The sequence below is a fragment of the Christensenella intestinihominis genome (assembly GCF_001678845.1).
In the GTDB taxonomy this organism is placed as follows: Bacteria; Bacillota; Clostridia; order Christensenellales; family Christensenellaceae; genus Christensenella; species Christensenella intestinihominis.
Genome location: NZ_MAIQ01000006.1, coordinates 1 through 19,675 on the forward strand (window position 1 = coordinate 1; position 19,675 = coordinate 19,675).

At 53.2% G+C, this 19,675-nt stretch carries 16 protein-coding genes; 12 read left to right on the forward strand and 4 right to left on the reverse strand.

Annotated features, from left to right (window positions below; translation table 11 throughout):
- Positions 1-114 precede the first annotated feature (114 nt).
- Positions 115-3,435: a transglycosylase domain-containing protein gene (locus BBD38_RS08930; protein ID WP_066687070.1), complete on the reverse strand. Its 3,321-nt coding sequence runs from the start codon at positions 3,433-3,435 to the stop codon at positions 115-117.
- Positions 3,436-3,648: 213 nt separating this feature from the next.
- Between BBD38_RS08930 and BBD38_RS08935 the strand changes: the two genes are divergently transcribed.
- Complete coding sequence (locus tag BBD38_RS08935) at positions 3,649-4,380, forward strand: YebC/PmpR family DNA-binding transcriptional regulator (RefSeq protein ID WP_066687073.1); 732 nt, start codon at positions 3,649-3,651, stop codon at positions 4,378-4,380.
- A 222-nt stretch (positions 4,381-4,602) separates the two neighbouring features.
- Here BBD38_RS08935 and BBD38_RS08940 read toward each other — a convergent pair whose 3' ends face one another.
- From BBD38_RS08940 to BBD38_RS08950, 3 genes are all read right to left on the reverse strand, one after another.
- Complete coding sequence (locus tag BBD38_RS08940) at positions 4,603-5,364, reverse strand: SDR family NAD(P)-dependent oxidoreductase (protein ID WP_066687076.1); 762 nt, start codon at positions 5,362-5,364, stop codon at positions 4,603-4,605.
- A 63-nt stretch (positions 5,365-5,427) separates the two neighbouring features.
- Positions 5,428-6,183 carry an SDR family NAD(P)-dependent oxidoreductase gene (locus tag BBD38_RS08945; protein WP_066687079.1) on the reverse strand — a complete coding sequence of 252 codons (756 nt, stop codon included), beginning with the start codon at positions 6,181-6,183 and terminating at the stop codon, positions 5,428-5,430.
- 162 nt (positions 6,184-6,345) lie between these two features.
- Positions 6,346-8,127 (reverse strand): hypothetical protein, encoded by a 1,782-nt coding sequence (locus tag BBD38_RS08950; RefSeq protein WP_066687082.1) that lies wholly within the window; start codon positions 8,125-8,127, stop codon positions 6,346-6,348.
- Positions 8,128-8,293: 166 nt separating this feature from the next.
- Here BBD38_RS08950 and BBD38_RS14300 point away from each other — a divergent pair, with 166 nt between their 5' ends.
- From BBD38_RS14300 to BBD38_RS09010, 11 genes are all read left to right on the forward strand, one after another.
- On the forward strand, positions 8,294-9,346 hold the full coding sequence (locus BBD38_RS14300; protein ID WP_082989582.1) for an N-acetylmuramoyl-L-alanine amidase: 1,053 nt from the start codon (positions 8,294-8,296) through the stop codon (positions 9,344-9,346).
- 4 nt (positions 9,347-9,350) lie between these two features.
- Positions 9,351-10,232, forward strand: coding sequence for a LysR family transcriptional regulator (locus tag BBD38_RS08960; RefSeq protein WP_066687084.1), 882 nt, complete (start codon positions 9,351-9,353; stop codon positions 10,230-10,232).
- A gap of 97 nt (positions 10,233-10,329) precedes the next feature.
- Positions 10,330-11,301, forward strand: a complete 972-nt coding sequence (locus tag BBD38_RS08965) for a DMT family transporter (protein WP_066687085.1) — start codon at positions 10,330-10,332, stop codon at positions 11,299-11,301.
- A 138-nt stretch (positions 11,302-11,439) separates the two neighbouring features.
- Positions 11,440-12,090, forward strand: coding sequence for a TetR/AcrR family transcriptional regulator (locus BBD38_RS08970; protein ID WP_066687086.1), 651 nt, complete (start codon positions 11,440-11,442; stop codon positions 12,088-12,090).
- Positions 12,091-12,148: 58 nt separating this feature from the next.
- Complete coding sequence (locus BBD38_RS08975; protein WP_235829121.1) at positions 12,149-13,459, forward strand: MFS transporter; 1,311 nt, start codon at positions 12,149-12,151, stop codon at positions 13,457-13,459.
- Positions 13,460-13,490: 31 nt separating this feature from the next.
- Complete coding sequence (locus tag BBD38_RS08980) at positions 13,491-14,165, forward strand: response regulator (protein ID WP_066687088.1); 675 nt, start codon at positions 13,491-13,493, stop codon at positions 14,163-14,165.
- A 25-nt stretch (positions 14,166-14,190) separates the two neighbouring features.
- Complete coding sequence (locus tag BBD38_RS08985) at positions 14,191-15,633, forward strand: sigma-54 interaction domain-containing protein (protein WP_066687090.1); 1,443 nt, start codon at positions 14,191-14,193, stop codon at positions 15,631-15,633.
- Positions 15,634-16,005: 372 nt separating this feature from the next.
- On the forward strand, positions 16,006-17,454 hold the full coding sequence (locus BBD38_RS08995) for a 4-hydroxyphenylacetate 3-hydroxylase family protein (protein WP_066687094.1): 1,449 nt from the start codon (positions 16,006-16,008) through the stop codon (positions 17,452-17,454).
- A gap of 330 nt (positions 17,455-17,784) precedes the next feature.
- The gene (locus BBD38_RS09000; protein WP_066687102.1) at positions 17,785-18,096 is read left to right on the forward strand and encodes a NifU family protein; all 312 of its coding nucleotides are present in this window, start codon (positions 17,785-17,787) and stop codon (positions 18,094-18,096) included.
- Positions 18,080-18,349: a hypothetical protein gene (locus tag BBD38_RS09005; RefSeq protein WP_066687104.1), complete on the forward strand. Its 270-nt coding sequence runs from the start codon at positions 18,080-18,082 to the stop codon at positions 18,347-18,349. Before BBD38_RS09000 ends, BBD38_RS09005 begins: the two co-directional genes overlap by 17 nt.
- Positions 18,350-18,355: 6 nt before the next feature.
- Positions 18,356-19,666, forward strand: a complete 1,311-nt coding sequence (locus BBD38_RS09010) for an acetyl-CoA hydrolase/transferase family protein (RefSeq protein WP_066687106.1) — start codon at positions 18,356-18,358, stop codon at positions 19,664-19,666.
- Positions 19,667-19,675: the final 9 nt, after the last annotated feature.

Genomic DNA, 19,675 nt, shown 5'->3' on the forward strand with positions numbered 1-19,675 from the left:
AATACCCTTACAGGGTTAGTGCAAACTGCGCGTTGAACGCGCAGTTATGATTAGACGAAATAAAAAAGGTTCGCATTTTTTAAAATGCGAACCTTTGATCTTGTGGTAACAGGATTATTCCCCCTCGGGTACAACCGGGGGTTCCGGCACTGGTTCTGTCGGCTCGTCCGTCGGCCCCGGGTCGGGGGTTGTCGGCGGCAGCGTACTGGGCGTGCCGGGGAGCGCGGGCGTTGGCGTGGCAACCGGGAGATGCGGATCGGTACAGTATTGCGTCGGGTCTTCGGCGACGGAACCATCCTCGTTGAGCGTGGCGGAAACGCCGCCGCCCGAGCGCCAGCCATAGTAGGGCGAGCCCTCCGCAAAGGTGCGGTAACTGACAGGGTAGCTATATGCAAATTCTTCCGGGCACTTGCCCTCCACAAAACGCATATGCGATACGCCGCACATTTTGATGCTTTCGCTTGTCGAATACTGGCATACGTCGCATTCCTCGTTAAGGAGCGGGCTGTTCGCAGGCATGCGCGCCGTGACCGCTTCACAGGCGGAACTGGATACCCTCTTGTTTGAATATTTACATACTGTGACCTCAATAATCCCATAGTCCTCGTCGGTACCGGAAGCCGCCGCAATTTCCTTATCCTCGAGGTTTTCGTGGATTTTTTGCATATAAGCCTTCCAAAGCGGGGCGCTGATGCGCGACGCGGACGAGCCCATGGAGATGTTGTTGATATCATTGCCCACCCACAATGTGGAAGTATAATAGGGCGTATAACCGGCGAAATAAACGCCGTAGTTATCCGCGTTTGTCCCTGTTTTACCCGCCGTGGTCATGCCGTCGAGCCTTGCCCGGCTTCCGGTTCCGGATACCACGGCTTCCTCGAGGGCTTCGGTCAGCATATAGCAGGTCGCCGGCGTAAACGCTTCGTGGACCTCGCGGTCGGTTTCCGTATCGATCACAACATTGCCATCCGAATCGAGCACCTTGGTGAAGGAGACGGGCTGCTTATACTCGCCGCCGCGCGCGATGGTTGCGTAACCGCCCGCCATTTCGATGGGAGTGATGTTGGAACCGCCCATTGCAAGGCCGGAACCTGTCTTCGTGCTGTAGCCGGTTTCGGGATCGACAAGGCTTTCTTCCGAAACACCGAGCTTATACAGATAATTCACGGAATTATCGATACCTACATAGTTTGTGATCGTTTGCGCGGCAGCTACGTTCATCGAATGGACGATCGCATCCTTGATCGTTACCGGTTCGTCGCCGTAGGTGTGACTGGGACTGGAGTCTTCACCGTTCTTATCAAGCCAGCCATGAATGGGCATATCAATATTGGGAACATAGGAGGTAATCCCGTAACCGAGCTCGAACGCAGGACCATATACGGAAAGCGGCTTGATGGAAGAACCGACCTGCTTTTTCCCTTCATATGCGCGGTTAAACGTCAGCATCTGGTCGGGCGCTTCGCGCGAACCGATAATCGCCTTAAGCTGGCCGGAGGAATTCTCAATCACCACGGCGGCAGCCTGCGGCTGTGGGATACCGATGGTTTCACCGGCTGAATTGGTTTCCATTTTGTCTTCCATATCCGGATAATCATCCCAGGTAGCGAGGGTATCCTGCACGGTTTGCTGGATATTTGGATCGATCGTCGCATAAATTTGATATCCGCCCGACCGCAGTTCCTTATCCACCTTCTGGCGGTTTGCCTTGGTATGCTCAAGCCCTTCCTTATCCATCATGAAATTCTGGACGTCGTAAATCATATATTCAATAAAATGCGGATAAGGATACATAGAATTCGCCGGAGATTCCTCGAGAATGTTCATTTCCGCTTTCCACGTATCGAGATACCCGTCCCGAAGGACCATATCCGCGCCTTCCTTCAGCTTCCAGGCGCCGCTGCTGTCCTGCTCGAGGCATGAAGGCGCGAGGTATTTCTCGGCAGGAGTCACAACCCCTTCATACTGTTCCTTGGTCAGCTTGCCGTTCCAGTACATACGCTCGGCAATGATATTCATGCGGTTAATCAGGCCGGGCAGGTTTTCCGGCTTGGTATACGTCGCCCGCCGCGGGCTGTATTTCGTCGGATTCTGGGTGATGGCGGCAATGCAGATCATCTCCCGCAGGTTAAGCTGCGAAAGCTCTTTGCCAAAATAATCCTTTGCGGCAGCCTTCACGCCGTAAACCGTTCCCCCCAGGGGAATTGCGTTCAGGTATGCCTCGAGGATTTCATCCTTGCTGTACGCCTTCTCAAGCTCCGTAGCGAGGTAGGCTTCCTGCAGCTTGCGTTTATATGACCGCTCATTGGTCAGCAATTCGTTTTTCACGAGCTGCTGTGTGATCGTACTGCCGCCCTCTGTTTTGCTGGACGAAAGGTTGGAAACGAACGCGCCCAAAAGACGTCGGAAATCGACGCCGTTGTGATCGTAAAAACGAATATCTTCCACGGCGATAACCGCGTTCTGCAAATCCGTGGGAATTTCCTCGAGGTTGGCCCATTCCCGGTTTTCAAGGCCGGTGTAGGTTGCAAGCTCTACCTGGTTGGAATCATAAATTTTGGTATTTTCACTCTGGTTCTCAATTTTGGAAACGTCGAGCTCGGGCGTTGTCCCGAGATATGCGTTCGCAACGCCCATCACAGAGCCGAACACAATTGCGACGGCTACAACGATGGCGACAAAAGACATTTTAATTGTGGTAAGAATCACGCCGAGCGCAAAATTCGGTTTCTTTTCGCGCGGCTTGAAAATAGAACGTTTTCCCGCAACCGGAACCGGCTGTGTCAGTTCTTTTTTGGGAGTCGGCTTTTTGCCCTGCAGCGGCAAAGGCTTTTTCACCTTGTCAGGGGAAAACTGGCGGGTCATATCGTCCGTGAAAACAACGGTTTCCTCGGATGGCGCTTCCGCCGCCTTTTTCACAGGAGGTTGCTGCAGCGGCTTTCTTTTCGGCTTTTCCGTCGGCTGCTTCGGCTGCGCCGTTTTTTTCACAGGCTGCCCCGATTGTGCGGGCTGCAACGGTTTCTTTGCCGGTTGTTTCGGCGGCTTTGGCTGCTGCGGCTTTTTGTCCGGCTGTTCTGACGACGACTGCAGCGGTTTCTCTGCCGGCTGCTTTGGCTGCGGTGGTTTCTGCTTCTTGGCCTTTTTATCGTCAGGAACGGAAAGGATATTGATCGACTGTGTTTTTTCCCTGTCGGCGGCCTGTTTTACTTCCGGCTTTGATGCGGGACGAACAGGCCTGGTTTTTACAACGGGTGGTTTTTCCGCCTTTTTCTGCGCGCCGGATATACTGTCGCCCGTTTCTTTTTCGTCCAGCGCAAAGAAGCCCTTTATCTTCGAGCCGAACCCGCCGAGTTTTTTCCCGACAGATTTTACCGTATCTTTGGCTTTGCCGCCTAATTCTTTTGCTTTATCCTGAAACTCTTTTTTCGGAGCCATAAAATTTGTTACCTCCATAGCATGGGAAAATGCATGGGCCATGCCTATACATAAAAACATTTTAGCATAAAACAGGGTTTAAATAAATGATTTTCACAAATTATTCATAGATGCATGCGGCGCAACATTTACAAGAAACCGAAGTTATGGTACTATCATTAGGGTAATAAAAAGGGAGGTTTCCCTTATCAGATTATATTTGAGGTGAATTTTATGTCCGGACATTCCAAATGGTCAACGATCAAAAACAAGAAAGGCAAGGCCGACGCGGCGCGCGGCAAGGTCTTTACGAAAATAGGGAGGGAGCTTGCGGTAGCGGTTAAGCTGGGCGGGCCTGATCCTGCGAGCAATTCGCGGCTGCGTGATGTTATTGCCAAGGCAAAGGCAAACAATATGCCGAATGATAATGTGACGCGCTCGATAAAAAAGGCGTCGGGCGAGCTTGGCAACATCAATTATGAAGAGCTGACCTATGAGGGCTATGGGATCGGCGGAGTTGCGGTAATTGTTGAAACCATGACGGACAACAAAAACAGGACGGTTGGCGAGGTTCGGCATGCGTTCGATAAGTTTGGCGGGTCCCTTGGCACCAACGGAAGCGTATCGTTTATGTTTGATAAAAAAGGCGTGATTGTCATCGACGCGGAAGCGGGCGACGAGGATACCGTGATGGAAGCGGCGCTTGAAGCGGGTGCGGAGGATTTTTCGGCGGAAGACGGCGCGTATGAGATTACAACGGCTCCGGAGGATTTTTCGGCGGTTCGCGAAGCGCTCGAAGGACAGGGCTATGAATTCCTCTCGGCGGAGATCGATATGGTCCCGCAAACCACCACCGCGCTCAACGAAGAGCAGCAGGTGAAGTTTGAAAAGATGCTCGATATGCTCGAGGATAACGACGACGTGCAGAACGTTTACCACAATGCGGATTTGCCGGAGGAAGAGTAAAAACCGCACAGCCATGCGGGTTATAGCCGTATGATGCGCAAGTGGTACAGCGTGGGCTATGGTATACCGCCAACAGGCGGCGACGTGCGCCATGCGGTTGGGGCTTACTGAACTACGATGTGCAATAAAACCTTCTTAATATCTTGTGTGTCTGCAAGAAATGAGGAGGTTTTTTATTATGGATGCAAAAGCGGTATTGAAAGAGTTTATTCTGGATTGCGCTTATTTCATGGCGTCCCAAAGCGTCATGACCGAACTTGCGGGAAGGATTTTTGCAAAAAACAGGTGAAGCTTGTTGAAAATTCCGTATACGGAAAGCTCGCGGCCTTTCTGCGCATCCTTTAATGCCCGCGCGACAACATTTTGAGGCAGGGAGGGGAACAAGAAGTTCCGCACCGCGCCTGCGTCCGCATCTTTTTTGGCAACGTCAAAAAATTCGGTTTTTGTCCAGCCCGGGCACACCGCCGTTACAGTGACCCCGCGCTTGCCGATCTCGCGGTTCAGGGCGCGGGAATAGCTTAATACAAACGCTTTTGTGGCGGCGTATATATTCATATCGGGGAGCGGCTGGAATGCGGCTGTGGAAGCGATCTCGAGGATATGCCCGCCGGATTCCATATAGGGAACCGCGGCAAGGGTCATTTGTACAAGGGCGCGTACATTGAGGTCGATCATCGCGAGGGAGTCCGCTTCGCTTATTGCGTCGAAGGCTCCAAATTTGGCAAAGCCGGAGCAATTCGCAAGATAGCGGATATGCGGGCGTTCCGCAGAGAGCGCGGCTTTGACTTCGCCGATCCCGGCGGGCTGCGTCAGGTCGCATGCGAAAATACGCAGGGGCGTCCCGACCTCTCGGGCGAGCCCTTTCAAACGTTCTTCCCTGCGCGCGGCCACCCATATCTGGTCAAGGCCGCCCATGCCGGAAAGCTGTTTAACAAATTCCTTTCCCATGCCGGAAGACGCGCCCGTTACCATTGCGATTTCCAATGCCTGTCCCTCCATTGCTTTTAATTTATATTGTACTGATAAACAAAGCCCAAACGGAAAAACTTATTTTCCCTGTTTTCCTTTCTGGATACCGTATGCCATTTTCGCGACGACGCTGTCCGGCAAAAGCTTTGCGAAAAAGCGTGTCACCTTCATAACCGCGCCGGGGACGATGACCGTTTTCCCACTGAACATTTTTTTGACAGTGTATTCCGCGACATATTCCGGGGAAAGCCCGTGCATACCAAACTGCACGCCTGCCGTGTCGTTGAATTCCGTATTGACCGGACCGGGGCACAGGGCGCCGATATAGACGCTGCGGCCTGCTTTTTTAAGCTCTTCGCGGATTCCCTGGGTAAGGCGCAGGACGTATGCCTTGGAAGCGTAATAGGAAGCGAAAAGAGGGCCGGGCATAAAACCGGCCGAGGAGGCGACATTCAGGATATATCCGCTGTTTTTTTTAATAAAATCCTTCAGGAACAATTTGGTGAGGATATGCACGGAAAAAATATTGACGTCGAGCATACTGATTTCCTGCGCGAGCTCTGTCTCGTCAAACGCGCCGAATACGCCGTAGCCGGCATTGTTGACCAGAATATCGATATCCTCCCCGCGTGCCTCCTCATAAAGGCGCATGCATTCTTCCCGTCCGGATAAATCGGCGGTAATGATACGGACATCCGTTTTGATTTCTTCCCTGAGCGCAAGGAGGCGATCTTCCCGCCGTGCGCTGATAATCAAATCGTATCCCCGTTTGGAGAGCTCCCTGGCGATATCCCGCCCGATTCCCGAGCTTGCGCCCGTAATAAGTGCTTTCATTCAAAATACCATCCGATCCGTTTTTATTATAGTATAACATACTATAAAAGGCCTGTTTGCCCATGAAATAAAAGCCATTGCGAGCCCATTCAATCTAATGCGGACAACTACCGGTACAGACGCATCAATACCTGCCGGAAGGCATTTAGAATCATTTCCTCATCACGATGGTTTTGCCAGAGCATTTTTTTTGGATCGTCTTGTCGTGATCACTTGAGCCAGATTTTTTGTGAAAAGAGAAAGCCCGAATAAGTAGAATAACGACAGTAAAGGAACAAGGCCGATGCTATAGAATTTGAGAATCCAATCATCCATGCCGGCGCGCAGCCAGACAAATTCCGAGAACCAGGCGATTGAGAAGGCATACATGAAGCCAATGCCGAAGAGTACGAACATTGTAAGAACAGACCCGAGAAGCAAGTTGCAATCTGTCTTTTTCATTTTGTTCTTTTTTCTACGTATCAAACGGATTATAGCAGTAACGAAGCCGATAGCGGCAAGTACGAGAAGCAAAGGATTAAGAACAGAATATATTTTGAAAATGAGAGAAATGACCCGATTGGCAGTTTCCGTCTCCGCAACTTTGATCGTAGTGTCATTGAGCCACAAAAGGTTAGTATGAGTCAGCAACGTAGCATATTCGCAGGATGCAGGATCAGTATAGTCGCTCTCAGCTTTTCCGCCGGGTTCATAGGCGTTAAGGAAAACAGCGCTTTCGTATTCTCTCTTAATAGGCGTTTTGAGCTGCAGGATTTCATCGAAGGTTCTGCCGCCGCCGGAAGCGCTTATCTGGAAAGAATTGTCCTTTTGCAATTCACCATTTTCAAAAGCGGCCGCAAGTTCAGTATTCACTTTTGCAAAAAGATCATTCATCTGTTTTTCCGATTGCCAGATACCGGTATCCTTGAGGGCCGTACGCAATACCCATGTCAGGAAATCCCCGGGAATCGGGTCCTGGACAATATCGTTACTAAACCACGGTGTGTGCATAATCTGATCTTCCAAATCCGGGTATTCCTGCAAGGTTGGAGAAGCATCGAAGGCTTTTTGAATTGCGTCATAAGGAGCCCAAATTTGCGTCGTCCGTTTTTCGGATTCGATTTTATAAACATTGGAAACGAATTTCCCCAGTTCACCCTCCGTACGCGTATTAATTTCTGCAACGCCGAAATAGCGGAGATTAATTGCTTTGTAGAGTTCCGTTCCCGCAGAAAAAATAATTAACGGAACCAGAAAAGTGGCTGTCAGGCGGACAAAGCTATTTGTTCGCCGACTGCCTTTTTGTTTTTTTGCAAAGCGGATTACGGAGATCAATATAACAACAAATATTGCGAGACACAGGCAGGGCAGAAGCCAGATGCCATCTTCTTTTATATAATATGTAAAGAGAAAAAAGAACCCAAGAAAAATGGAAGGGCAAAGAATATCCTTGGCTGTTAAATTCTTATTTTGGATAGTTTTAAAAAGGATGATTAGCATTAACAAAAAGCAAATAAATACAAACGGGACGATGATTGCGTTGCGATAGAGCCGCGTTCCCGTCATCACATCGAACGCGGCCGGAGTGAACAAAATAAACAGGTAGGTAAATAGTAAAAACCATCTGTTCGAGTTGATTTGTCGAAAACAGTATACAGCCAATACGGCTGCAACGATCCAGAATATCGTAATAACCGTAGAATAAGTCATACCTGTCAGGTGAACAAAATCCAGAAAAAGAGGAAACGACATCGTTTTGACCAGAGACATAATATTGGGGGCGCCGAAGTGACCGGGAAGGATAGCATATTCTACCAGTAATCTGTCATCCTCGCCGGCGGAAGACGGGAACCAGATACCGGCCATATTAGCGAGAATGATCCTCAAAACAGTCGCAATTAAAATAATGATAACCTCTGGACGGCAAAAAAAACGAAGCAGTTCCTTCTTGATATCATTCACCATGAACGTTCCCCCGATATATGTAGATATAAGTCCTGTTTCTTAAAAATGATAACAGAAAAAATGAATAGGAGCAAGTGGAGGAAAAGGACTGGAAATACATAAGCGCGGCATTGTGTAATCGGCGAAGTGTGGCTATAATAACGATATACGAAAGGAATGTGAAGCAATGAGGAAAACCTGGATCATATTGATTTGTATGATATTATGCATGGGAATCGCCGCGTGCGCGGCCCAGCCGGAGGAAACGGCTCCGGTGCAGCCCGGTGCGGCGCAGACGGAGGCGCAAAAGACACAAACGCCGGAGGTCTCGCCTGCCCCTGCCCCTGTGCCGTCGCCTTCGCCTTCGCCGACCCCAACGCCCGATCCGACGCTTAAAAGCGGGATGGAAAGCGATGCGGTGAAGGCGCTGCAGCAGCGCCTGGGCGAGCTTGGGTATTTAAAGATCGGGGAATATACCACGAAGTTTGGCCCGGCGACCGAGCGAGCGGTTCGCCTTTTCCAGAGGCAGAACGGAATTGCCGAGGACGGTATTGCGGGAGAGGAGACGCTGGCGCGGGTTTATGCGGACGATGCAAAGGAATGTACCCTGCCGCTTTCGGGGGTGAAAATCGGGCTCGACCCGGGGCACCAGAGGAAGGGGAATTCAGGTCAGGAGGCCGCCGCTCCCGGCTCGTCGACAACAAAAAATAAGGTTACCTCGGGCGCGGACGGCAAAAATACCGGCACGCCGGAATACCAGGTGAATCTCGAAGTGGCGCTGAAGCTGCGCGACCTTTTGGAGGAAAACGGCGCGGAGGTTGTCATGACGCATGAGACGGCGGACGTCGATATTTCCAACCAGGAACGCGCCAAAATGATGAACGACGCAGGCGTGGACCTTGTGCTCCGGCTCCACTGCGACGGGGTGGACGATTCGTCGGTGCGCGGCGCGATGATGCTTGTCCCCACGGGGGAATATGCGGAGGGCTTTGAAGAACAGAGCCGGGCCGCGGGAGAGGCGATTTTCAGGGCCTACCTTGAAGCCACGGGCGCGCGCGACCGCGGGGTTGTCGCGCGGGACGACCAGACGGGCTTTAACTGGAGCACCGTTCCCGTGTGCAATATTGAAATGGGATGCCTCTCGAATGGCGACGAGGAGGCGCTGCTCGTTTCGGACGATTACCAGAATACGTGCGCGCAGGGGCTTTTGAACGGCATCGTCAACTATTTTGCGGGCTGAGGCAATGAACGTTAGTCTTGATTATTACAAAACCTTTTACTATGTGGCGAAGCTCGGCAGCATCACATTGGCGGCGGAGGCCCTCTATGTTTCCCAGCCCGCGGTGAGCCAGTCTGTCCGGCAGCTCGAGGAAGCGCTTGGATGCAGCCTGTTTTTTCGTACGCGGAGCGGCGTGCAGATGACGCCGGAGGGCAAGGCGCTGTATTTCCATGTGGAAAAGGGATATGAGCAAATCCTGCTGGGGGAAAAGAAGGTAGAAGGTATGCTCGACTTTGAAGCGGGCGAGGTTCGCATCGGGGCGTCCGATATGACACTCCAGTTCTATTTGCTGCCTTTTCTTGAAAAATTCCACAAAAAGCATCCTAAAATAAAAATCAGCGTGACCAATTCCTCCACTCCGGCAACGGTTTCCGCCCTGCGGGAAGGAAAGATTGACCTTGGCGTGGTGGGTTCGCCCGTGGAGAACTATAAAGACCTTTCCGTGCGTGAGGTCGCCGAAATCAGGGACATCTTCATTGCCGGGGACGAATTCCGCGCCCTGAAGGGAAAAACATTATCCTTAAAGGAGCTTAAGGAATACCCGATTGTGTGCCTTGGACGCGAAACGAGCACAAGGCGCTACCTCGATGAATTCTTCCATTCGCACGGCGCGCTGCTGGAACCCGATTTTGAGGTTGCGACCTCCGACCTTGTCGCGCCGTTTGTGGAACGCAATATGGGCATCGGAATCGTCGTGCGCTTTTTTGCGGAAGACAGTATCCGCAAGGGGCGTGCCTTTGAGGTCCAGACAGAGCATTCGATTCCCGCGCGCAGCATTTGCATTGTTTCGGGGAGCAGGGGCCAGATTTCACATGCGGCGCAGGAATTCCTGAACACATTAAAATAAGCAAAAATTATATACGATATAAATATTATTGAGTTTACTTATGCAAATTTCCGGCGTATCATAAACGATAGAGTTTATGACGGAAGGAAGTTGTTTTTTGAAAAAGGGCTGGATTTATATCGTTATTTCAACCATTCTTTTCAGCACGATGGAGATCGCGCTCAAGGAAATTGCGGGGGATTTCAACCCCATGCAGCTTACCATGACGCGTTTTTTGGTTGGCGGCGTGTTCCTTATTCCATTCGCGGCCAGTGCAATGAAAAAAAGAGGCGTGCATATAGAAGCAAAAGACCTTCGCTTTTTCGCACTGCTGGGCCTGCTTGGAATTGCGGTCAGCATGACGTTTTACCAGCTTGCCATTGCGGATACCAACGCGTCGGTGGTTGCGGTGCTCTTCTCCTGCAACCCCGCGTTTGTGATGCTGCTTGCGGCCCTGCTGCTGCATGAGCTGATCCGCCGCCGCAATGTAATCGCAATTATGCTCGAGGTCATCGGCATTATTGTCATCATCAATCCGTTCCATGTGCAGATCGGCGTTTCGGGAATTGTGCTGACCCTGCTTTCCGTGCTGACCTTTGCGCTTTACGGCGTCCTCGGGAAGAGGAAGTGCGCAAAGTACGGCGGCGTTGCCGTGACCTGCATGAGCTTCCTGTTCGGGTCGCTCGAGCTGGTTGCCTTCGCGGGCCTGAGCCACATTCCCGCCTTTGCCGGCGTGATGGCGGCAAACGGTCTCGGTGCGTTTGCCAATATTCCGTTCTTTACGGGCTACAGCCTGGAAAACCTTGGCTTCGTACTGTATATCTTTATCGGAATCACGGGCGCGGGCTTTGCCTCCTATTTCACGGCAATGGAAAAGACCTCCGCGAACAGCACCTCGCTGATCTTCTTTTTCAAACCGATGCTTGCCACCCTCCTTGCTTTCTTTGTGCTGCACGAGGTTATCCCGTATAATATGGTGCTGGGGATCGTGCTGATCCTGGCCGGCTCCCTGGCAAATATCCTGCCCGGGCTGGTAAAAGCGCGCCGGGAAAAAAGCAGGATACGTGACGCCGCAGAGGCGGAAGCATAGGCGCGGCGCTCCATATTCGGCTTCACCCGGAGAAACAGGGAACCATGGGAATCTGCTATGGTTCTTTTTTTGCAGGTTGACAAAAGAGGAAAAGAGGAATAGAATACATACCGTTGGTATGTATCGAGGAGAAAACAAATGGCGCGCAACAAATATCCGGAAGAAACGGTCCAGAAAATTTTAGATATAGCAGGCAGGCTGTTCATGGAAAAAGGTTATGACAGGACCTCCATACAGGATATTGTAAACGAGCTTGGCATGTCCAAAGGCGCAGTTTACCATCATTTCCAGAGCAAAGAGGAAATCTTCAACCGGATTTGCAGCGATTTTTACGACGACGGCTGCTGGTACGAGGAAATCAGGAAGGATAAAAGCCTGAACGGGCTGCAAAAGCTGCGCAAGCTGTTCCTGGATTCGCTTGGAAACGAAGCGAAGCTGAAAATGGACCGGGCGTTTCTTTTACCGATGCTCGAAAATCCCCGTATCGTCGTTGCGCAGCTGCGGGAATCCGTCTTTGAAACCGGCCCCATGGTCGCGCAGGTGATCGAAGAGGGAAACCGGGATGGTTCCATGAACGTATCGGACCCCTTGGAGGCGGCGGAGCTGTTGATGCTGCTCACGAATATTTGGGTAAATCCGGCGCTTTTTAACTGGAGCAGGGAAGAGTTCATGAACCGGGTGCGTTTCTCGAAGAGGCTGGCGGACGGGATTGGAATGCCGGTCATCGATGAAGAGGTGCTCGGGATATGCGAACATTATTATGACGCCGTAATGCAGGAGGGGGAATGACAAATTTTTTTGCATAAATACATACCAACGGTTGGTATGAAAACTGGAAATTAGGAATATGGCTACAGGAAAGGATTACGGCAGCATGAAAAATAAATTATTCAGCAGGGATTTTACAATTATGATTGCAGGGCAGATTATATCCCTGTTTGGAAACGCGATCCTGCGTTTTGCGCTTTCGTTATACGTGCTGGACCAAACCGGTTCGGCAACCGCCTTTGGAATCATCCTTGCAATTTCCATGATCCCGATGGTTGTGGGAGCGCCGTTCGGGGGCATCCTTGCCGACCGCGTAAGCCGCAAACGGATTATGGTCGCGCTCGATTATATTACGGCGGCGGTGATCGGCGTCCTGGGGCTTTTGATTCAAGCGGGCGGCGTTACGGTTATTGCCGCATTGATGTTTGTCATGGTGTTGATACAGGCCTTTTACCAACCGGCCGTGCAGGCAAGCGTGCCGCTGCTGGCGAGCGGGGAGAACCTGGTGCGGGCCAATGGGGTCGTGGTCCAGGTGAACGCGCTTGCCAACCTTTTAGGGCCGATCATCGGGGGCTTCCTGTATGGTTTTTTCGGGCTGTGGCCGATCCTTGCGGTTGGCTTCGGATGCTTTCTGGCTTCGGCAACCATGGAGCTGTTTTTGCATATCCCGTTTATGCCCAGGAAAAGGGAGCAGGGAATTATGGATATGATTAAAAGCGATACGGGCGGCGCGATGCGTTTCCTGCTGCGTGAAAATCCCTCCATGCTAAAGCTCCTGCTGCTTGTGGCGGCGCTCAATTTATTTATGTCGGCGATGTTCACCGTGGGCCTGCCTTATCTCGTCAAAATATTTCTGGGGCTCAGCAACCAGCTTTACGGGTTTGTGGAAGGCGCGATGGCGGTCGGGTCCATCATGGGGGGCGTCCTTGCGGGAGCGGTGGTGAAACGCGTGCGTTTTACCGCCGCCAGCAGGTTTTTGTTCGGCGCCACGCTGTGCCTCGTGCCGCTCGGCTTTGCCGTTGCCGGGAACGGGATGCCGCTTATGTCCTATGGAGTAATTATTGCTTCCGTGGTGATCTGCCTGTGCTGCACGACGCTCTTTTCGGTCATCGCGCAAGCCTTTATCCAACAGATTACGCCCAATGAAATGCTGGGGAAGGTGATGTCGTTTGTGACGATGTTCTGCACCTGCGCCTACCCGCTCGGGCAGGCAATGTACGGCTTCCTGTTCGGCATAGACAGCCTCGCGCCGGCAGTCGTTGTGGGAATGGCGGGCGTCGCCAGCCTTTTGATTGCATTTGCCGCCGGAAAGACGCTGAAACGCTTTGCAGAAAATGAAGGGGACGGCATAGCGCCCGAAGGCCTCGCCGAACCCGCGAAGCTCGGTTGACACTGTTTGGGGAATCTCTTACAATTATGTTATGGAAAGGGAACAATTCAGGGTCGTAATCGTGGATAACGATCCGATGGTATCGTATATCAGCCGGGAATACCTGGCGCGTGACCGCCGCTTTGCGGTGGCGGGCGAATTTGCGGACGGACGGGAAGCCCTGCGCTTCCTGCGCGGCGGCGGGGCGGACCTTGTGCTGCTCGAGCTTCGGATGCCCGGATATTCCGGGGAAGAGCTGATGAAGGATTTACTTGAAAACGATATCCATGCGGACGTGATCCCGGTGACGGCCGAACGGAGCGGGGAGAGCCTTGGAAGGGCGCTCCGCCTCGGCGCGGCGGATTACCTGATTAAGCCCTTTACCTACGAACGCTTCCGGCAGTGCCTCGAGCGGTACGCGCAGCGTGCGCGGATTGCGGCGGGCCTCAAAACCGCGGACCAGGAAGCGGTGGACCACCTGCTTCATATGGCGCAGGCCGCCGCGCCGCCCGCGGACGCGGGCAGCGGCCGGGAACAGCGCATTATGGATTGCTTCCGGGAAACGCCGGGACGCAGCCTTACCGTGCGCGAGGTCGCGCAGGCGCTGAAGCTTTCGGATGTTACGGTGCGGCGCTACCTGAAACGGCTTGTGGACGCCGGGCGGATTGTAAGCGATATCGATTATAACACGGGCGGTCATCCCCGTATCCTTTATAAGCTACCGTGAATCGGTTTATCCCAGGGAGGGGTTTATGAAAAAAAGGGTTCCGGCCTATTATGAAAAGGGCAGCGCGACGGATATCATGTCGGACATTTCCAGGGCGAAAAGCATCCTTGACGTGGTGATCGGCGGTTCGTACGACGGCATCTATATTACCGACGGCAGCGCGAACACGATTATGGTCAATGAATCTTACGAGATTATTTCCGGCCTGAAACGCGAGGATGTGCTCGGGAAAAATATGCGCGACCTTGTAAAGGACGATATTATCAACGTCTCGGGAACCCTGATGGCAATCGAATCGCGCGAACCCGTAACCCTGGAGCAGGAATTCCAGACGGGCAAGCGCGCGGTCATTACCAGCACCCCGACCCTCGACGAGTCGGGCGAGGTTGTGCTGGTGATTACCAATGTGCGCGACGTAACCGAGCTGTACGAATTGAAAAACAAGCTTCGCCAGAATGAAAAAATGTCGGAAAAAAACGTGTCGGAGCTGGAAGCCATGCGGCGGCAGATCATCGGCGACGGCGAGCTTGTTGTCCATGATCCGGCCATGCTGTCCGTGATGCGAATGCTGGGCCGTGTGAGCAGGCTCGACACGACGGTGCTCCTGACGGGGGAAACGGGCACGGGCAAGGACAGGATCGCTTCTTATATCTACCGGAACAGCAGCCGGAGCGACGAACGCTTTATCAAGGTGAACTGCGGCGCGATCCCGGCCCCGCTGATCGAAAGCGAGTTGTTTGGCTATGAACGCGGCGCTTTTACGGGCGCAAACCGGGAAGGGAAAATGGGCCTTTTCGAGGTTGCGGACAAGGGAACGATTTTCCTTGACGAGGTGGGGGAGCTTCCGCTCGATATGCAGGTCAAGCTGCTGCGCGTTTTGCAGGAACAGGAGATCGAACGGATCGGCTCAAACAGGCCAATTAAGGTGGATGTGCGCGTTATCGCGGCGACCAACCGGAATTTGCAGGACATGCTGCGGGAAAAAACCTTCCGCGCGGACCTTTACTACCGCCTCAATGTGTTTCCCGTCACGATCCCGCCCCTGCGGGAGCGGAAGAAGGACATTATTCCCCTCGCGGAACGTTTTCTGGACGAACTGAACCGCCGGTACAACATGAACAAGTACCTGACCTCGTCCGGACAGGATGCGCTGCTTGAATACCGCTGGCCGGGTAATGTGCGCGAGCTGAAAAATGTGGTAGAGCGGGCGATGGTCATGAGCAGCACCGAGGATATCTCCGCCGGGAATTTTTTCCTGCATACGCCGCCCGCGGCGGGGCTTCCGCAGGAATACGGGGAAGTGAACCTCAAGGCAGTAACCGAGCGCCTCGAGCTCGATTACATTGAACGCGCCTATGGAAAAGCGGGCAATGTGCGCGATGCGGCGAAAAGCCTTGGCATGGACGCCGCGACCTTTGTGCGCAAACGGAAAAAGTACCGGGAAAAATACGGCACGTTGCAAAAATGAAACACGTTGCAGAAATGAAACAAGAACTGGAAAAGAGCGCCTTCACGGCGCTTTTTCTTATATGCAATTTTAGTGCCAACCAAAGCTTGTTGCGAAAATGCAACGGAACTGGAAATTGCCGGGGGATGCGGGCGTTTGGGAAAAAAATACAAATGGAAAATCGGGATGGAATTCACAATTTTTTTGAGGGAAAGCCGCACTTTTTGTTGAAAACCTGCCTTCGCACCGGAAAAAAATATTTTTTTACAAAAAATTGATAAAAAAATCACATTTTCCTATCGCTTGGCACGATAATTGCATGTATAATAGTAGAGGAATCAACCGGCGCAAGCCGGAGGGGTAATAGGAAAGAATGGAAAGGGAGACAAAATTATGGCACTTATGACAGGCGAAGAATACATCGAGAGTATTCGCAAAATCAACATGGAAGTATATATGTTCGGCAAGAAGATCGACAGCCCGGTGGACGATCCGATCCTCCGTCCGTCGCTTAATTCGGTCCGCATGACGTATGACCTGGCGCAGATGCCGGAATATGAAGACCTGATGACGGTTACGCTCGAGGATGGAAGGAAAATCAACCGTTTTACAAACATCCACCGCAACACGGACGACCTGATTAAGAAGGTAAAAATGCAAAGGCTGCTCGGCCAGCAGACGGCGGCCTGCTTCCAGCGCTGCGTCGGCATGGACGCGTTCAACGCCATTTACAGCACGACCTATGAAACGGATAAAGCGTGCGGCACGAATTACCATGAAAACTTTTTGAAATTTATGCGTTACTGCCAGGATAACGACCTCACGGTGGACGGCGCGATGACAGACCCGAAGGGCGACCGCTCTTTGGCCCCGCACGCGCAGCCCGACCCGGATATGTACCTGCGCGTGGTGGAACGCCGCCCGAACGGCATCGTTGTCCGCGGCGCGAAAGCCCACCAGACGGGCATGCTCAATTCCCACGAGGTAATCGTTATGCCTACGGTTTCCATGAAGCCGGAGGATAAGGATTATGCGGTTTCCTTTGCGGTGCCGCTCGACGCGCCCGGCCTGTTCATGATTATCGGCCGCCAGTCCTGCGATACGCGCAAGCTGGAAGGCACGGAAATGGATGTCGGGAACGCGGAATTCGGCGGCGTGGAAGCACTGACGATCTTTGACGACGTGTTCGTTCCGAACGACCGTATTTTCCTCGATGGGGAAACGGAATTCGCGGGCATGCTCGTAGAGCGTTTCGCGGGCTATCACCGCCAGAGCTACGGCGGCTGCAAGGTCGGCGTGGGCGACGTGCTGATCGGCGCGGCTGCGGTTGCCGCGGACTACAACGGCGCGGCGCGCGCTTCGCATATCAAGGATAAGCTGATTGAGATGACACACCTTAACGAAACGCTGTATGCGTGCGGCATCGCGTGCTCGGCGGAGGGGCATCCGACGGAATCGGGCAACTACATCATCGACCTGCTGCTGGCAAACGTATGCAAGCAGAACGTCACGCGTTTCCCGTATGAAATCGTGCGCCTTGCCGAAGATATCGCGGGCGGCATCATGGTTACGGCCCCGTCCGAAAAGGACTTCCGCGACCCGAAGCTCGGCAAATACGTTGAGAAATACCTGAAAGGCGTGGAGGGCGTTTCCACGGAAAACCGCCTGAGAATCCTGCGCCTGATCGAAAACCTTGCGCTTGGCACGGCGGCGGTCGGCTACCGTACGGAATCCATGCACGGAGCGGGCAGCCCGCAGGCACAGCGCATCATGATCGCGCGCCAGGGCAACCTCGGTATGAAAAAGGAGCTGGCGAAGAAGATCGCCCACATTTCTGAGTAGGGCGGGCACGCCTTTTGGCGCATCTTGAATTTTTCCACAGCACGCGCAGACCTCGATGAACCTAAGCGTTCTATCTCGCCCTGCGCAGCTTTGAAAAATTCAACCTGCATCCAAAAATCGCACCCTGGGCACCATATCTTAGGGTGCAAGGAATGGGAACATCCTACGGCTGCATCCATCCTGTGCACGCTTGAAATGGAGCAAGGCACCCGAATGCGGCGCAGACCGGCGGGCACGCCTATTTACGGAACAAGCAGAAATCGGCTTTCATAGGGGGCGGCATACCGTGCCGCCCGCCTGCGGAGGCCGGGTCATGAAGAAGGGAACCTTATGTCCAAGGAATTGCTCAAAAAAATTGAACGGGTGCTGGAAGAAAAGGTGCGCCCGGAGCTTGGCGGCCATGAAGGCGATATCGAGGCCGTCTCCTTTGAAGACGGCGTTCTGAAGGTGCGTTTCCTCGGGAAGTGCAGCAATTGTCCTTCCGCCACGCTGACGCTTGAATCGGTCGTCGCGTCGGCGGTAAGGGAAGCGGCGCCGGAAGTAAGGGAAGTCGTGCTCGTAACGGGCGTGAGCGACGAGACCTGGAGCATGGCAAAGGAAATATTGAAACAGAGAAGAGAGCAGCGTGAGAATCGGGATTAAATACTGCGGGGGGTGTAACCCGCGCTACGACAGGACGAATATTGCACAGCGGCTCCGGGAGGATTTTCCGGAGGACGAGGTGGTGCCCGCCGCATCCGGCCCCGATATGGATTATGTGGTGGTGGTATGCGGCTGCAAAAGCGCGTGCGCCCTCGTGGACGGCCTGACGGGAAAATATGGCAGGACGGTCCTCACGGAATCGGACGCTTATGACGGACTTCTGAAAACATTGAAAGAATTACAAAGGAGATAGGGCCAGATGGGTTGGAAAGAGATTTATAAATCGAGACTTACGACCGCGGAAGAAGCGGTGAAAAAGATTAAGTCGGGCGACCGTGTCGTTATCGCGCATGCGACGGGCGAGCCGGTGCATGTGACGGACGCGATGGTCGCAAATGCGGACGCGTATGAAAACGTGGAGATCATCCACATGGTATCCATGGGCAAATCCGCCTATTGCGCGCCGGGAATGGAAAAGCATTTCCGCCACAACGCGTTTTTCCTCGGCGGGACGACGCGCGCGGCCTGCGCGGAAGGGCGCGCGGATATCACGCCGGTCTATTTTTCCAAGGAGCCGGAGCTCCTGCGCACCAATTGCAAGCCGGACGTGGCCCTCGTGCAGGTTACGCCGCCGGACGAACATGGCTACGTGAGCCTCGGCATTTCGGTGGACTACACGATGGAAGCGGTGAAGCAGGCGGAAACGGTGATTGCCCAGGTGAACAAATATATGCCGCGCATCCACGGCGATTCCTTTGTGCATATGAGCGAGATCAGCGATTTTGTGGAATTTGACGAACCGATCCTCGAGCTGCCGAACCCGAAAATTACCGACGTGGAGGAAGCGATCGGCCGCAACTGCGCGTCACTCATCCATGACGGCGACTGCCTCCAGCTTGGCATCGGCGCAATCCCGGATGCGGTGCTGCTGTTCCTCAAGGATAAAAAAGACCTCGGCATCCACAGCGAAATGATTTCGGACGGCGTGGTGGAGCTTGTGGAAGCCGGTGTGATTACCAATAAGAAAAAGACGCTGCATCCCGGCAAGAGCATCCTGACGTTTGCCATGGGGACGCGCCGCCTGTACGATTACCTCGACGATAATCCGGCGGTGGGAATTTATCCCGTGGACTATGTCAACGACCCGGTTGTGATTGCGCAGAACGACAACATGGTATCCATTAACTCCTGCGTGCAGGTGGACCTGATGGGCCAGGTGGTTTCCACCTCTGTCGGCCACAAACAAATTTCGGGCGTGGGCGGCCAGGTCGATTTTGTGCGCGGCGCGGCAATGAGCAGGGGCGGCAGGAGCATTATTGCAATGCCTTCCACGGCGGCAAAGGGCAGGGTTTCTAAGGTCGTCAGCATCATCGACGAGGGCGCGGCGGTCACTACGTCGCGCTACGACGTCCAGTATGTGGTGACGGAGTACGGCATTGCGGATTTGCGGGGCATTACGCTGCGGGAACGCGCGGTGCGCCTGATCCGGATTGCGCACCCGGATTTCCGGCCGCAGCTGATCGAATTTTTCGAGAATAAATTCAAATGCAAATATGAGGACCAGGACTAATAAGGAGAA